The organism is Paraburkholderia aromaticivorans, from assembly GCF_012689525.1.
Classification (GTDB): Bacteria; Pseudomonadota; Gammaproteobacteria; order Burkholderiales; family Burkholderiaceae; genus Paraburkholderia; species Paraburkholderia aromaticivorans_A.
This window is the reverse complement of sequence record NZ_CP051516.1, coordinates 2,845,572-2,861,556: the sequence shown is the minus strand read 5'-3', so window position 1 is coordinate 2,861,556 and position 15,985 is coordinate 2,845,572. Positions and strand designations below refer to the sequence as shown.

General features: G+C 65.0%; 11 protein-coding genes. 4 read left to right on the top strand and 7 right to left on the bottom strand.

Annotated features, from left to right (window positions below; genetic code table 11):
* Positions 1–31: 31 nt before the first annotated feature.
* Complete coding sequence (locus HF916_RS40990; protein ID WP_168794392.1) at positions 32–1,984, bottom strand: ATP-binding cassette domain-containing protein; 1,953 nt, start codon at positions 1,982–1,984, stop codon at positions 32–34.
* A gap of 135 nt (positions 1,985–2,119) precedes the next feature.
* On the opposite strand from HF916_RS40990, the gene HF916_RS40985 reads away from it, so the two are divergent.
* Complete coding sequence (locus HF916_RS40985; protein ID WP_168794391.1) at positions 2,120–2,599, top strand: glutathione peroxidase; 480 nt, start codon at positions 2,120–2,122, stop codon at positions 2,597–2,599.
* Between the two features lie 11 nt (positions 2,600–2,610).
* On the opposite strand, the gene cls is transcribed toward HF916_RS40985, so the two are convergent.
* From cls to dapC, 6 genes are all read right to left on the bottom strand, one after another.
* Complete coding sequence (gene cls / locus HF916_RS40980; protein ID WP_168794390.1) at positions 2,611–4,062, bottom strand: cardiolipin synthase; 1,452 nt, start codon at positions 4,060–4,062, stop codon at positions 2,611–2,613.
* Positions 4,063–4,388: 326 nt separating this feature from the next.
* Positions 4,389–5,273, bottom strand: a complete 885-nt coding sequence (gene prmB, locus HF916_RS40975; protein ID WP_168794389.1) for a 50S ribosomal protein L3 N(5)-glutamine methyltransferase — start codon at positions 5,271–5,273, stop codon at positions 4,389–4,391.
* 16 nt (positions 5,274–5,289) lie between these two features.
* Positions 5,290–6,429, bottom strand: coding sequence for a succinyl-diaminopimelate desuccinylase (dapE, locus tag HF916_RS40970; RefSeq protein WP_168795827.1), 1,140 nt, complete (start codon positions 6,427–6,429; stop codon positions 5,290–5,292).
* A gap of 201 nt (positions 6,430–6,630) precedes the next feature.
* The gene (locus HF916_RS40965; RefSeq protein ID WP_168794388.1) at positions 6,631–6,996 is read right to left on the bottom strand and encodes an ArsC family reductase; all 366 of its coding nucleotides are present in this window, start codon (positions 6,994–6,996) and stop codon (positions 6,631–6,633) included.
* Positions 6,996–7,823: a 2,3,4,5-tetrahydropyridine-2,6-dicarboxylate N-succinyltransferase gene (gene dapD / locus HF916_RS40960; RefSeq protein ID WP_128595311.1), complete on the bottom strand. Its 828-nt coding sequence runs from the start codon at positions 7,821–7,823 to the stop codon at positions 6,996–6,998. Before dapD ends, HF916_RS40965 begins: the two co-directional genes overlap by 1 nt.
* Before the next feature lie 70 nt (positions 7,824–7,893).
* Complete coding sequence (dapC, locus tag HF916_RS40955) at positions 7,894–9,111, bottom strand: succinyldiaminopimelate transaminase (RefSeq protein ID WP_168794387.1); 1,218 nt, start codon at positions 9,109–9,111, stop codon at positions 7,894–7,896.
* 652 nt (positions 9,112–9,763) lie between these two features.
* Here dapC and HF916_RS40950 point away from each other — a divergent pair.
* The 3 genes from HF916_RS40950 (at position 9,764) to HF916_RS40940 (ending at position 15,824) form a co-directional block, all read left to right on the top strand.
* Positions 9,764–10,759: a DMT family transporter gene (locus HF916_RS40950; protein WP_168794386.1), complete on the top strand. Its 996-nt coding sequence runs from the start codon at positions 9,764–9,766 to the stop codon at positions 10,757–10,759.
* A gap of 149 nt (positions 10,760–10,908) precedes the next feature.
* Positions 10,909–14,427 (top strand): chromosome segregation protein SMC, encoded by a 3,519-nt coding sequence (gene smc, locus HF916_RS40945; RefSeq protein WP_168794385.1) that lies wholly within the window; start codon positions 10,909–10,911, stop codon positions 14,425–14,427.
* Between the two features lie 116 nt (positions 14,428–14,543).
* Positions 14,544–15,824, top strand: coding sequence for a cell division protein ZipA C-terminal FtsZ-binding domain-containing protein (locus HF916_RS40940; RefSeq protein WP_168794384.1), 1,281 nt, complete (start codon positions 14,544–14,546; stop codon positions 15,822–15,824).
* Positions 15,825–15,985: the final 161 nt, after the last annotated feature.

Below are 15,985 nucleotides of genomic sequence, written 5' to 3'. Positions count from 1 at the left end.
GATGCCGGCGCGGACCTGAAACAGCGTGCCGCTAGCCGATTTGTTCGAGTTCCTCATGAGTCTCGAGCCATTCGGCTTCGAGCGCTTCGAGGCGCGCGTTCACATCTGCCTGACGGCGGATCGCCTCCGTCAGTTTGCTTTTCTGTTCGGGCTCGTAACTCGCCGGATCGACGACGAACGCATCGAGCGTCGCCTTCTCCGCGTTGAGCGTGTCCATTTCCTTCTCGATCTTCGTGATCCGGCTTTGCAGCGGTTTTTTCAGATGCGCGAGCTTCTGACGCGTTTCCGCTTCGAGGCGCCGCTGTTCCTTGCGATTCACGCCGTTGTCCGCGCTGTCACCGCCGTTCGCGCCGCTCGACGCCGCGCCCGCCTTGAGCGCCGCGCGCTGTTCGGCCGCATGTTGAAGCAGCCAGTCGCGGTAGTCGTCAAGGTCGCCGTCGAATTCCTGCAGCCGATGTTTCGCGACCAGCATGAATTGATCGGTGGTGGCGCGCAGCAGATGCCGGTCGTGCGACACCAGAATCAGCGTGCCTTCGAACTGCGCGAGCGCCATGGTCAGCGCGTAACGTGTTTCGAGATCCAGATGGTTGGTCGGTTCGTCGAGCAGCAGCAGGTTCGGCTTTTGCCAGATGATCAGCGCGAGTGCGAGGCGGGCTTTTTCGCCGCCGGAGAAGGGCGCGATCTTCGAGGTCGCCATCTCGCCGGAAAAGTTGAAGCTGCCGAGGAAGTCACGCAATTCCTGCTCGCGCGTGTCCGGTGCGAGGCGCGCGACGTGTTGCAACGGCGTGTCGTCCGGGCGCAGCGTTTCGAGTTGATGCTGTGCGAAGTAGCCGATGCGCAGCCCTTTGCCTTCGCGCACGTGGCCGCCGAGCGCCTCCAGCGTGCCGGCCAGCGTCTTGATCAGCGTGGACTTACCCTGGCCGTTCGCGCCGAGCAGCCCGATGCGCTGACCGTTCTGGATCGACAGCATGACGTGATCGACGATCGGAATCTCGACACTGGGTTCGCCTTCGCTGCGGTAGCCGCAGCGCACGTCTTCCATCACCATCATTGGATTCGGCGCGGAATCGGGCGTGCGGAATTCGAACGTGAATGGCGAGGACGCATGCGCCGGCGCGATCAGTTCCATCTTTTCCAGCGCCTTGACGCGGCTCTGCGCCTGGCGCGCCTTGGTGGCCTGCGCCTTGAAGCGGTTGATGTAGCTCTGCAAATGCTCGACCGTGCGCTGCTGCTTCTCGTACGCGCTTTGCTGCAGCGCGATCTGCTGCGCGCGCAGCACTTCGAATTGCGAGTAGTTGCCGCCATAGCGCTTGATCTGCTGCTGTTCCAGATGCAGCGTGACATTGCAGACCGAATCGAGGAATTCGCGGTCGTGCGAGATCACGATCAGCGTGCCCGGATAACGGTCCAGCCAGTCTTCGAGCCAGACGATCGCGTCGAGATCCAGGTGGTTGGTCGGTTCGTCGAGCAGCAGCAGATCGGAGCGGCACATCAGCGCCTGCGCCAGATTCAGCCGCATGCGCCAGCCGCCCGAGAAGCTGCTGACCGGCTTGCGGGTCTGATCGAGCGTGAAGCCGAGGCCGAGCAGCAGGGCTTCGGCGCGCGCGGGCGCGGTGTAGCCGTCGGCGTCGGCGAATGCGGCGTGCGCTTCGCCTTCGGCCGCGCCGTCATGCGCGGCGGAGGCGGCGGCAATCGCCGCTTCGATCGCGCGCAATGCGGCGTCGCCATCCAGCGTGTAGGCGAGGGCGGTCTTGTCCGCGGCGGGCGTTTCCTGCGCGACGTGGGCGATCTGCCAGTTCGGCGGGATCGAAAAATCGCCGCCGTCCGCATGCAATTCGCCCAGCAGCACGGCGAACAGCGTCGATTTGCCCGCGCCGTTCGCCCCCACCAGGCCGGCCTTCTCGCCGGGGTTGAGGGTGAACGTGGTGTTGTCGAAGAGCGGCTTGGTGCCGCGCGCGAGGCTGAACTGGTTAAAGCGGATCACGAAGAGGCCGGCTGAAGAAAACCGCTATTTTAGACTGCCGGGCCCGACACCGGGCGCTCAACCGGGATCGGCCATTCGGCCGACTGTACCGGCGAAGCTTTTGGCATAGACTGACGGCTTTCACGGGGGGAGCACATGACATCGATTTATTCGTTTTCGGCACGCACGCTCGGCGGCGAGGAAGTAAGCCTCGGGCAGTACGACGGCAAGGTTTTGCTGATCGTCAACACGGCGAGCGAATGCGGGTTCACGCCGCAGTACGCGGGCTTGCAGAAGCTGTACGGCACCTACGCGGCACGCGGGCTCGCGGTGCTGGGGTTTCCCTGCAACCAGTTCGGCAAGCAGGAGCCGGGCGACGCCGCGCTGATCGGCAGCTTCTGCGAAAAGAACTACGGCGTGACATTCCCGATGTTCGACAAGATCGACGTGAACGGTGCGAACGCACATCCGCTGTTCCGCTATCTGACGGGCGAGGCGCCGGGTCTGCTGGGGTTGGAAGCGATCAAGTGGAATTTCACCAAGTTCCTGATCAGCCGCGACGGCAACGTGGTGAAGCGTTATGCGCCGCTGACGAAGCCCGAGGCGATAACCGAGGACATCGAAAAGCTGCTGTGAGGCGGCGGCCGCTACAGGATCGGCGAAAAGAGACGCGCCACGTGCATCAACACGCGTTTCAAAGCGGTTGCCTTGCGGTACTCATTCCGGTCGATTTCGCGCGATTCGGCGAAGTCGGCTAGCAGCATCGTTTCGACCTCTTTGGCGAAGCCGCGATCCACGGTCAGCACCATGATCTCGAAGTTCAGCCGGAACGAGCGGTTGTCGAGATTCGCGCTGCCGATTGCCGCGGCTGCACTGTCGATCAGCACCACCTTCTGATGCAGAAAGCCCGGCTGGTAGCGGAAGATCCGGATTCCCGCGCGTAGCGAGTCGTACGCATACAGTTTCGAGGCGGCGAACACCACGATGTGATCGCGCCGGCTCGGAATCAGAATGCGCACGTCCACGCCGCGCAGCGCCGCGAGCCGCAAGGCTGAGAACACCGCCTCGTCGGGGATCAGGTAGGGCGAGGTGATCCAGATTCGCTCGCGCGCCGCGTTGATCGCTTCGACGAAAAACAGCGAGCAGGTCTCCTGCTTGTCCGCCGGACCGCTCGGCACGACGAGGCAGTGCATGTTGTGTCCCGCCGCGGAGTCGGCGTCTGGCGCGGGCGGCATGTCGAACTCAGGCAACTGCTGCGTGGCCCAGTGCCAGTCTTCCGTGAACACGAACTGGATGCTGGCGACCGCCGGCCCGCGCACCTCGATATGCGTATCGCGCCACGGCGAGAGCGGCGGCTTGCCACCGAGATATTCCACGCCCACGTTGTGGCCGCCGACAAACGCGCGTTCGCCATCCACCGAAACGATCTTGCGGTGATTGCGGAAGTTCAGTTGCAGACGGTTGACGAAGCGGCGATTGGTAGCGAATGGATGCGTCTCCACGCCGCCCGCGCGCAGCGCCGCCACATAACGGTGCGGCAGATCGAAGCTGCCGATGCTGTCGTACAGGAAGTAGACACGCACGCCTTGTTGCGCTTTCGCGATCAGCGCGTCTTTGAGCATTTCGCCGAGCGCATCGTCGCGCACGATGAAGAACTGCACGATGACGTAGCGGCGCGCATTCTCGATGGCGTCGAAGATGGCCTCGAAGGTCGCTGCGCCGTTCACCAGCGTGCGCACCGAGTTGCCGGGCAAAAACGGCATGCCGCCGAGGCGCGTGAGCGAATGCACGAGCCGGCCGCCGAGTTCCAGCGTCGGCAGTCCCGCTGACGAGGCGCGCATATCCCATTCCGGCGGATGCGCGCGCGTGCGCAGCAGTTCGTTTTCGACGCGGCGCGCGTCCGCGTAGCCGGCAAACTTGCTGCGGCCGAGGAACAGATACGGCACGAGCGTCAGATAAGGCATCGCGACCAGCGACACGGCCCACGCGATCGCGCCTTGCGAAGTGCGCGTGTTGAGAATCGCGTGACATGCCGCGGCCACGCCGAGAATGTGGCAGAGGGCGACCAGCGTGCCGATGTGAAGCAGGTCGAATTGCATAGGCAGGCGTTGGGTTGGCGAAGCGCTGCCCGGGCCGGCTCGATGAGCGCCGGGCAGCTGACCGCGCTCATCTTACCGAACGTGCGTGCGTTGGGGGGGAATGGTCAAGCTGGGGGGCAAAGCCGCGTGGTCGCGCGCGATTGCGGGATGGTCGCGGAGGACAGAACACTTTTGTTTTTGTCGGGAGCGGGAGAGCCGGATTTGGGGAGTCCGGTCGAGTCCTGGGCTCGAAGCAAGTGCTCGGGAGAGCCGCTTCATTCAGACACGGCACGCACAGCATGACAACCCACGCCGCGCGCACCGCATCCCGAAGAAGCGATCAAACCTCAAACCGGCAAATCAGCCGCCTGGATCAGGAACACGTTGTCGTCGCCGGCACTGGTCGACAGCCAGACGAGATCGAGCCCGCCGAATGCCGCTTCCACGTGTTGCCGCTCGTTGCCGATTTCGACGACCAGCACGCCTTCGTCGGTCAGCCAGTTGCGCGCTTCGGCGATGATCCGGCGCACGATGTCCATGCCGTCGACGCCGCCCGCCAGCGCCATCTCCGGCTCGTGCTTGTATTCGGCGGGCAGATCCTGCATCGACGCCGCGTTCACGTACGGCGGGTTGCTGATGATCACGTCGTAACGGCGCTCCGCGAGCGGCGCGTACAGATCGCCTTCGAACAGGGCGACGCGGTCGTCGAGCTTGTAGTCCGTGACGTTGCGCGCGGCGACTTCCAGCGCGGGCGCCGACAGGTCCACCGCGTCGATATCCGCATTCGGGAACGCGTGCGCGGCGAGAATCGCGAGGCAGCCGGAACCCGTGCACAACTCCAGCACGGCGCTCACCTGCTCGGGATCTTCCACGTAGGGCTGCAAACCGTCCTGCAGCAATTCGCCGATGAACGAACGCGGCACGATCACGCGCTCGTCCACGTGGAAGCGGAAGCCGTGCATCCAGGCTTCCTGCGTGATGTAGGCGGCCGGCACGCGTTCGGTGGCGCGGCGCTCGATCACGTTCAGCACGGCGTCGATTTCAGCCGCGGTCAAACGCGCGTCGAGAAACGGATCCAGCAGATCGAGCGGCAGATGCAGCGTGTGCAGGACCAGATAGACGGCTTCGTCATAGGCATTGGCCGAGCCGTGGCCGAACGACAGATCGGCCTGGTTGAAGCGCGAGACCGCGAAACGCAGCAGGTCGCGAACGGTGGAAAACGGGAGCGTCATCGCAAATAGTCCTTGTTCAGGCGATCAGTTGTTCGAGCACGCGGCGATACACGTTCTTCAGCGGCTCGATGTGTGCGACTTCAATATGTTCGTCGATCTTGTGGATGCTGGCGTTCAGCGGGCCGAATTCGATCACCTGCTTGCAGATGCGCGCAATGAAACGGCCGTCCGAGGTGCCGCCGGTGGTCGACAGTTCCGCGCTCACGCCGGTTTCGTCCTTGATCGCCTTGGCAAGCGCGTTCGACAGATCGCCGCGCGGCGTGAGGAACGGCAGGCCGCTCACGGTCCATTGCAGATCGTAGTCGAGATCGTGCTTGTCGAGGATCGCATGCACGCGGGCTTGCAGTCCTTCCACCGTGCTAGCCGTCGAGAAGCGGAAGTTGAACATCACGTCCGCATGGCCCGGAATCACGTTGGTCGCGCCGGTGCCGCTGTGAATGTTCGACACCTGCCACGTGGTGGGCGGGAAATATTCGTTGCCGTCGTCCCAGCGTTCGGCGACCAGTTCGGCCAGCGCGGGCGCGAGCAGATGCACCGGATTCTTCGCCAGATGCGGATAGGCGATATGGCCTTGCACGCCTTCGACGAGCAGCTTGCCCGACATCGAACCGCGCCGGCCGTTCTTCACCATGTCGCCGAACTGGGCGCTCGAAGTCGGTTCGCCGACGAGGCAATAGTCCATGCGCTCGCCGCGCGCCTGCAAGGCTTCGACGACCTTCACGGTGCCGTCGGTGGCGGGGCCTTCTTCGTCGCTCGTGATCAGGAAGGCGATCGTGCCGCGGTGCGCCGGGTGCGCGGCGACGAACTCCTCGCTCGCCACCACGAAGCCCGCGATCGAGGCTTTCATGTCCGCCGCGCCGCGGCCGTACAGCTTGCCGTCACGATGGGTCGGCTCGAACGGCGCCGAGTGCCACTGTTCGAGCGGGCCCGTCGGCACCACGTCGGTATGGCCGGCGAACGCGAGCAGCTTGCCCGCGGTGCCGTCGACGCCGCGTTTGACGGCCCACAGGTTGGTCACGCCGTTCGATTCGATCGTCTCGTGCTCGAAGCCGAGCGCGGACAGGCGCTCGATCAGGAGGCGCTGGCAATGCTGGTCGTCGGGCGTCACGGAGGCGCGCGCGATCAGTTGTTCGGTAAGGGCGAGGGTGCCGGACATGGATTCGATACAAGCCACTTTGAAATGAAAAAATGCCGGCTGGCGGTTGAGCACCGCAGCCGGCAACAGCTTTTGAGCCACGCGGCCAGGCCGCGTTTTACTGCGTGTTGCGCTCGGCGCGTGCGCCGAGACTTGCGTACGAGCCGGCCACCCACTCCGGCGATCAGCTCCGCGCGCCGGATCAGACGAACCGCGCGGCTCTTACGCAAACAGCGCCGCGTAATCGTCCGCGGAGAAACCGAGCGACTTGACGCGGCCGTTGACCACCAGCACCGGCCGCTTGATCACCGACGGCTTGTGGATCATCAACGCGATCGCGCCCGACTGCGTGTCCGCAGCCGATTTCATGTCATCGGACAGCGCGCGCCACGTGGTACCGCGCCGGTTCAGCAAGGCGTCGAGCTTCACGTCTTTCAGCCAGTCCTGCACGAGCGGTTCGGTCACGCCGTGTTTCTTGAAGTCGTGGAACTCGAACTCGACGCCGTGCTCTTCCAGCCACACGCGGGCTTTCTTCACGGTGTCGCAGTTCGGGATGCCGTAGACGACGGTTTTGGTGCCGCGCGCCATCAGTCGCCTCGCAGCAGCTCGTTCAGGCCGACCTTCGCGCGCGTCTTGGCGTCCACCTTCTTGACGATCACGGCGCAGTAGAGGCTATGCGAGCCGTCTTTCGACGGCAGGTTGCCCGCCACCACCACCGAGCCCGCCGGAATGCGGCCGTACGTGACTTCGCCGGTTTCGCGGTCGTAAATCTTGGTGCTCTGGCCGAGGTACACGCCCATCGAGATCACCGAGTTTTCTTCGACGATCACGCCTTCCACCACTTCCGAACGCGCGCCGATGAAGCAGTTGTCCTCGATGATGACCGGGTTCGCCTGCAGCGGCTCCAGCACGCCGCCGATGCCCACGCCACCCGACAGGTGGACGTTTTTGCCGATCTGCGCGCACGAACCGACGGTGGCCCACGTATCGACCATCGAGCCTTCGTCCACGTACGCGCCGATGTTGGTGTACGACGGCATCAGCACGACGTTCTTCGCGATGAACGAGCCGCGGCGCGCGATGGCGGGCGGCACCACGCGGAAGCCGCCGGCGGCGAAGTCTTCAGCGGTGTAGTTGGCGAACTTCGACGGCACCTTGTCGTAGAACTGCGAGTAGCCGCCGGCCGGCATCGGCGCGTTGTCTTCCAGGCGGAACGACAGCAGCACGGCTTTCTTCAGCCACTGATTGACGACCCAGTCGCCATCTTTCTTTTCCGCGACGCGCAGCGCGCCCTTGTCCAGTTGCTCGATGGCGTGGGCGACGGCTTCGCGCACGTCGGCCGGAGCGGCCTTCGGCGACAGTTCGGCGCGGTTTTCCCAGGCGGTGTCAATGATCTGCTGAAGTTGTTGCGACATATGCGTGCTTTATCGAAGAGTTGAAGTCGGAAGAAGGGATGCGGTGCGCGGGGTTGCAATCAACGAAAACTCAACCCGCCAGCGCGCGGCAAAAATCGACGATCCGCTGCGCGCCCTGCGTGCATTCGTCGACGTCGGCGACGAGCGCCATGCGTACGAAATTGCGGCCGGGGTTCACGCCGTGCGCAGTGCGCGCGAGGAACGAGCCCGGCAGAACCGTCACATTATAGTCGGCGTAGAGGCGCTGGGCGAACTCGGTGTCCGTGAGGCCCGTGCGCGAGACGTCTGCCCACAGATAGAACGCGGCATCCGGCAGGCGCACGTCGAGCACCTCGGCGAGCATCGGCGTCACGGTGGAAAACTTCCGCACGTACTTCGCGCGGTTCTCGCGCACGTGCGTCTCGTCATTCCAGGCCACGATGCTGGCACTCTGGAACACCGTCGACAAGGCCGCGCCGTGGTATGTCCGGTATAGCAGGAAGTCCTTCAGAATCGCCGCGTCGCCCGCGACGAAGCCCGAGCGCATGCCCGGCACGTTCGAGCGCTTGGACAGGCTCGAAAGCATGACGAGCCGCTCGAAGCCACGACCGAGCCGGTGCGCGGCTTCGAGGCCGCCGAGCGGCGGATTGGCTTCGTCGAAATAGATTTCGGAGTAGCACTCGTCCGAGGCGATCACGAAGCCGTAGCGGTCCGACAGCGCGAACAGTTCGCGCCAGTCGTCGAGCGTGAGCACCGCGCCGGTCGGATTGCCGGGCGAGCAGACATAGAGCAGTTGCGTGCGCGCCCAGATGTCGGCCGGCACCGCCGAATAGTCGCAGGCGAAGTTGCGCGCCGGATCGCTATTCACGAAGTACGGCTGCGCGCCGGCCAGAATCGCCGCGCCTTCGTAGATTTGGTAGAACGGGTTCGGACAGAGTACGATCGCAGGCTCGCCGTCAGCATTCTTTTTCGGGTCGAGCACGGTTTGGGCGAGCGCGAACAGCGCCTCGCGCGAACCCGACACCGGTAGCACCTGGGAGGCCGGATCGACCGGCGGCAGGTTGTAGCGCCGCGTGACCCATTTCGCGATCGACTCGCGCAGCGCCGGCGATCCGATCGTGGCCGGATACGAGGACAAGCCGCCCAGCGAGGCGACCACGGCATCGCGGATCAGCGCGGGCGTGGGGTGTTTCGGCTCGCCGATGCCAAAGCTGATATGCGCAAGGCCGGCGCTCGGCGTGACGTCCGCGAAAAGCGCGCGCAGCTTTTCGAACGGGTAGGGCTGGAGGGAGTCGAGTAGCGGATTCACTGGGCGGATCGAGCCTGATCGAAGATGGGCGAGAGACGGCTGCGGAAAAGGATGCAGAAAAAAGCGGGGCACGCGCCGGCGGCGGTAAAACGCACAAAACACGCTGAACGGCCGGCAGCAGCGGCGAGCGAATGATTATAGCGTGGCGAGGCGGGCATACGGTGGCGTGGCGGTTAGCGGGCGCGCATGGCGCGGCGGCGTCGCGCGGGCGATCCACGGCAGCGCAGTGAAGGCAAGGTGAAGAGCTAAGCAGGTGAAGGACATCGCGCCATTGAGCAACGGCGCAACCCGCCAGGCGGCGCAGGCAATGCGCTGCAGCGGGAACGACGCGAGCCGCCGACGGCTCGCGCAAGAAAGAAGCAGGAGCAGCAATGTACGCAGCAGTCTTGGAGACATCCGGACACAACAGGCGCAGGAGCGCCGCGGTCCGCGGAAGGAACGCCACCAGCGCCTAACAAAGGACCGCCGTAGTCCTGGGCCGCAACGCCCCCGGCGCCTTGGCGAGGAACGCAGCAGTCCTTGGCCGGAACGCCACCAGCGCCTTTGGCAGAAACGCCGCAGTTCTCGGCCCAAACTTCATTAGCGCCCGTGCAACGAGCGGCGTAGTCCGCGACAGACACACCCCGATCACCTCCGCAAGGAGCCCCGCACCATGACCAACTGGCTTCGCAACGGTTGGCCGACGCTCGCGATCATGCTGGGCGCGTCGGTGTGGGGCGTGATCTGGTATCCATTGCGCATGCTGGCGGCGCTCGGCGTGACCGGCACGGCGGCCAGCGCGCTGACGAGCGGCGCCGGCTGCCTGTTCGTCCTGCTGGTGCGCTACCGCGCGCTCAAGACGGTGCGCTGGCACTGGCTGCTGCCGGCGCTCGCGCTGGCGGCGGGCATCACCAACCTCGGCTTCGTGTGGGGCTCGATTCACGGCCAGGTGATGCGCGTGCTGCTGCTGTTCTATCTCACCCCCGCGTGGACCGCGCTCTTCGCGCACTTCATCCTGCATGAGCGGCTGACGTGGGCGGGCGCGGGACTCGCCGCGCTGTCGCTGGCCGGGGCGATGACCATGCTGTGGTCGCCGCAACTGGGCATTCCCGTGCCCGGCAATCTCGCCGAATGGGCAGGCCTCGCGGGCGGCATGGGCTTCGCCATGAGCAACGTGCTGATCCTCAAGACGAGCCGCGTGTTGCCGGATATGAAGCCGGAAATGCGCACCGCGACGATCTTCGGCGGCGCGGCGCTTTTTGGCGCCTGTGCCTCGCTGTTCGAGGCGATGCCCGCGCCGCCCACCGGCGCGCATCTCGGCACGGCCGCCTGGCTGGTGCTCGGCCTCGGCTTTCTGCTGGCGTCGAACAATATGCTGGTGCAGTACGGGCTCTCGCGCGTGCCGGCCAACCGGGCATCGATCATCATGCTGTTCGAAATCGTGGTCACGGCGCTGTCCGCGTGGCTCTTCGCCGGCGAGTCGCCCGGTCCGCGCGAATGGGCGGGCGGCGCGTGCATCGTGCTGGCTTCGGCGCTGTCCAGTTGGGTGCATCGGACCAAGGCCATGCCGCCCGACCCGGCCATTCAGAAGACGAGTATCGCCGACGGGCGCGATGCACACCTCGACGACCCTAAGGACGGCAAAAACCGCCCACGCGCGATGGTATGATTGCCCCTCATTAGCCGGCGCATGCCTCAACGCATGAAGCCGGCACCCGAGGCGCGAGGGTTCGCGGGCCGTGTCGCTCTGTCGGCGAACGGCTGGCGCGGCCTTCACGAGCCACCTATTTTTTTCCCTTTTCAAACAGCGAAATCGCCGTGCGTCTGACCTCGATCAAACTCGCTGGCTTCAAGTCATTCGTCGATCCCACGCATTTCCAGGTCCCGGGCCAGTTAGTCGGCGTGGTGGGACCGAACGGGTGCGGCAAGTCCAACATCATCGACGCCGTGCGCTGGGTGCTCGGCGAATCGCGCGCCTCCGAGCTGCGCGGCGAGTCGATGCAGGACGTGATCTTCAATGGCTCGACCGCGCGCAAGCCGGGTAGCCGCGCCAGCGTCGAACTGGTGTTCGACAACGCCGACGGCCGTGCCGCCGGCCAGTGGGGGCAGTATGCCGAAATCGCCGTGAAGCGCGTGCTCACGCGCGACGGCACCTCGAGCTACTACATCAACAATCTGCCGGCGCGCCGCCGCGACATTCAGGACATCTTCCTCGGCACCGGCCTTGGGCCGCGCGCGTACGCGATCATCGGGCAGGGCATGATCGCGCGCCTGATCGAGGCGAAGCCGGAAGAGCTGCGCGTGTTCCTCGAAGAGGCCGCGGGCGTGTCGAAGTACAAGGAACGCCGCCGCGAAACTGAGAACCGTCTGCACGACACGCGGGAAAATCTGACGCGGGTCGAAGATATCGTTCGGGAACTCAGTTCGAATCTGGAGAAACTGGAAGCGCAGGCCGTTGTGGCCACGCGTTACAAGGAACTGCAGTCCGACGGTGAAGAGAAGCAGCGTCTCCTGTGGCTGTTGCGCAAGAACGAAGCGGGCGGCGAGCAGGAACGCCAGCAACGCGCGATCGAACAGGCTCAGATCGATCTCGAAGCGCATACCGCGAAACTGCGTGAAGTCGAAGCGCAACTCGAAACGCTGCGCGTCGCGCATTACTCCGCCAGCGACGCGATGCAAGGCGCGCAAGGCGCGCTGTACGAGGCGAATTCGGAAGTCAGCCGGCTCGAAGCCGAGATCAAGTTCATCGTCGAATCGCGCAATCGCGTGCAGGCGCAGATCGCCGCGCTGAACGCGCAGCGTGAGCAATGGCAGTCGCAGGCGCAAAAAGCGCAAGACGATCTCGAAGACGCTGAAGAACAACTGGCCGTCGCTGAAGAAAAAGCCGCGCTGGCCGAAGACGAAGCCGCCGCCAAGCACGACGCGATGCCCGCGCTCGAAGCGCGCTGGCGCGATGCGCAAACGGAGTTGAACGCCGAACGCGGCGGCATCGCGCAGACCGAACAGGCGCTCAAGCTCGAAGCCGCGCATCAGCGCAATGCCGATCAGCAATTGCAGCAACTGCAGGCGCGTCATGAGCGTTTGAAGTCGGAAGCGGGCGGTCTCGACGCCCCGGACGAAGCGCAGCTCGAAGACGTGCGCATGCAGCTCGCCGAGCACGAAGAGATCCTGCACGACGCGCAAACGCGTCTGTCCGACGCGCAGGAAACGCTGCCGCGCCTCGATGGCGAACGCCGCACCGCGCAGGAACGCGTGCAAGCGGAAAGCGCCCAGATTCATCAGCTCGACGCGCGCCTTGCCGCGCTCAAGCAGTTGCAGGAAAACGTCCAGACCGAAGGCAAGATCCAGCCGTGGCTCGAAAAGCACGAACTGGGCAGCCTGCCGCGTCTGTGGAAAAAGCTGCATGTCGAAGCCGGTTGGGAAGCCGCGCTCGAGGCCGTGCTGCGCGAGCGTCTCGCCGCGCTGGAAGTGTCGAACCTCGACTGGGTCAAGGCATTCGCCACCGACGCGCCGCCCGCCAAGCTCGCTTTCTATGCGCCGCCGGTAGCCGGTCAGCCGGCCGCCACGCCGCCTGCATTGCGGCCGCTGCTGTCGCTCGTGCGGATCGACGACGCGGGCATCCGTGCGGTTCTGAATGACTGGCTCGGCCTCGCGTTCGTCGCCGACGATCTGCAGCAGGCGCTCGCCATGCGCTCGCAATTGCCGGAAGGCGGCTCGTTCGTCGTCAAGGCGGGGCATGTGGTGACGCGCGTTGGCGTGCAACTGTATGCCGCCGATTCCGAGCAGGCCGGCATGCTGGCCCGTCAGCAGGAAATCGAAAATCTGGCGCGTCAAGTTCGCGCGCAAGCCTTGCTCGCGGACGAAGCGAAGGCCGCCGCGATCCGCGCTGAAGCCGCTCACACGCAAGCCGCCCAGGTCTTGACCGATGTGCGTCAGCAGGCGGAGCGCGCCACGCAGCGCGTGCACGCCTTGCAAATGGACGCGCTCAAGCTCACGCAGGCGCACGAGCGCTACACCCAGCGCAGCACGCAGATCCACGAGGAACTCGGTGAGATCACCGCGCAGATCGAAGAGCAGCGCGCCATGCGCGCGGAGTCGGAAGCTAACTTCGAGCGCCATGACGGAGAACTCGCCGAATTGCAGGCGCGTTTCGAAGATCATCAACTGGCCTTTGAGGCGCTCGACGAACAACTCACCGCCGCTCGCGGCCAGGCGCGCGATCTCGACCGTGCCGCCACCGACGCGCGCTTTGCCGCCCGCAACATGGCGAACCGCATCGACGAGCTGAAGCGCAGCATTCAGGTCGCGCACGAGCAGAGCGAGCGTGTCGCGGCGTCGCTGGAAGATGCGCGCGCCGAGCTGGAAACCATCAACCAACAGACCGCGCATACCGGCCTGCAGGACGCGCTCGATATTCGCGCCGTCAAGGAAGAAGCGCTGCACGCCGCGCGCCTCGAACTGGACGATCTCACCGCCAAGCTGCGTGCCGCCGACGAGACGCGTCTGACCGCCGAGCGCGCGCTGCAGCCGCTGCGCGACCGCATCAACGAATTGCAGTTGAAGGAACAGGCGGCGCGCCTGAACGGCGAGCAATTCATCGAGCAACTGGCAGCGGCCGGTGTCGACGAGGCGCAGTTGCAGGCCAAGCTCACGCCGGACATGAAGCCGTCGTACCTGCAGGGCGAAGTCACGCGCATCAACAACGCCATCACCGCGCTCGGTCCGGTCAACATGGCCGCGCTCGACGAACTGAAGGCGGCGAGCGAGCGCAAGTCGTTCCTCGACGCGCAATCGACCGACCTGAACAGCGCGATCGAAACGCTCGAAGACGCCATCCGCAAGATCGACGCGGAAACGCGCACGCTCCTGCAAGGCACCTTCGACCAGGTCAACCATCATTTTGGCGAACTGTTCCCGCGTCTGTTCGGCGGCGGCCAGGCGAAGCTGATCATGACCGGCGACGAAATTCTCGACGCCGGCGTGCAGGTGATGGCGCAGCCGCCGGGCAAGAAGAATTCGACGATTCACCTGCTGTCGGGCGGCGAAAAAGCGCTGACGGCGACCGCGCTGGTGTTCGCGATGTTCCAGTTGAATCCCGCGCCGTTCTGTCTGCTGGACGAAGTGGACGCGCCGCTCGACGACGCCAACACGGAACGTTTCGCGAACCTTGTGCGTGCGATGTCGGACAAAACCCAGTTCCTGTTCATTTCGCACAACAAGATCGCGATGGAAATGGCGCAGCAGTTGATCGGTGTGACCATGCAGGAGCAGGGCGTGTCGCGGATCGTTGCCGTCGACATGGAATCGGCCGCCGGTTTCGCCCAGAATATCGTTTGAGTTTGATTTGAATTGAGCCTCGCGGGTGTCCGCGTTCAGCGCAGCGGCCGGTGGTCGCGCGACACGTGGAGCGGGCGCAGAGCCGCGCAGATAAAAGAATTGCTGATGGAGCATGCATGGACGAGTTGACACTCGGTTTGATCGGCGCGGGTGCCGTGGTGGTCGGGGGCGTGGTCGTGTACAACGCGTGGCAGAGCGCGAAGGTGCGCCGCAAGATGCCGCGGCCGATGCCGGCCGACACCGCCGACAATCTCGCGCGGGACGATCAGGAGGAACAGAGCCCGTTCATCGAACCGGCCCGGCCGACCACGCGCCGCGAGCCGGTGGTGGGCGTTGAAGCGGCAGAGCCGAGCACCGCGGCGCGCGTCGAGCCGACGTTCGGCGGCCAGGCGGCCGGCACGGCGCCGCTCGACACGGCGGCCGATATCCAGGCCGAGACGACCACGCCGAACGGCTATCCGGAAGCCGAGGGCGTGGCTGAAGCCGAACGCGACGCGAGCGCCGAGGCCGCGCAAGCCCGCCAGGCCGGCGAACCCGTCGAACCGATTCTGCCCGCCGCCACGACAATCTCGTCGGCGCCGCCGGCTATCGTCGATCGCCGTATCGACTGTATCGTGCCGATCCGTTTGAACGGCCCGGTCGCGGGCGACAAAGTGATTCCGCTTGCGCAGCGTCTGCGCCGCGCGGGCAGCAAGCCGGTGCATATCGAGGGCAAGCTCGACGGCGGCGCGTGGGAACTGCTGCAAAACGGCGCGCGCTATGAAGAACTGCGCGCGGCCGCGCAACTGGCCAATCGCAGTGGCGCGCTCAACGAACTGGAGTTTTCCGAGTTCGTGACCGGCGTGCAGCAGTTTGCCGACGCGCTGGATGCCTCGCCGGAATTTCCCGATATGCTCGAAACGGTCGCGATGGCGCGCGAACTCGACGGCTTCGCCGCGCAGTGCGACGCGCAGTTGTCGATCAACGTGCTTTCCGACGGCGCGCCGTGGTCGGCCAACTACGTGCAGGCGGTCGCGTCGCAAGACGGCTTGCTGCTTTCGCGCGACGGCACGCGTTTCGTCAAGCTCGACGCACGGCAAAGCCCGGTGTTCATGCTGCAATTCGGCGACACCAACTTCCTGCGCGACGACCTCACCTACAAGGGCGGCCAGATGATCACGCTGGTGCTCGACGTGCCGGTGGCCGATGAAGACATTCTGCCGTTCCGTCTGATGTGCGACTACGCGAAATCGTTGGCCGAGCGCATCGGCGGGCGGGTGGTCGACGACGGCCGTCGTCCGTTGCCGGAAACCGCGCTGCTCGCCATCGAAAAGCAGTTGATGACGCTCTACGCGAAGCTCGAACAGGCGGGGATTCCGGCGGGCTCGCCGGCCACGCGGCGTTTGTTCAGCCAGTAAAATTTTTACGTTTTATCGTTGTCTCCGACGGCCGCACGATGTGCGGCCGTTGTCGTTTCAGGCGGCGGCTTCATGCCTGGCTTCCGAGCGGACGCGCGACGCGCCGAAACTGGCCATTCGGCCGATGTAAAGGGGCACGCTTCCTGCGATAATCCAATGTC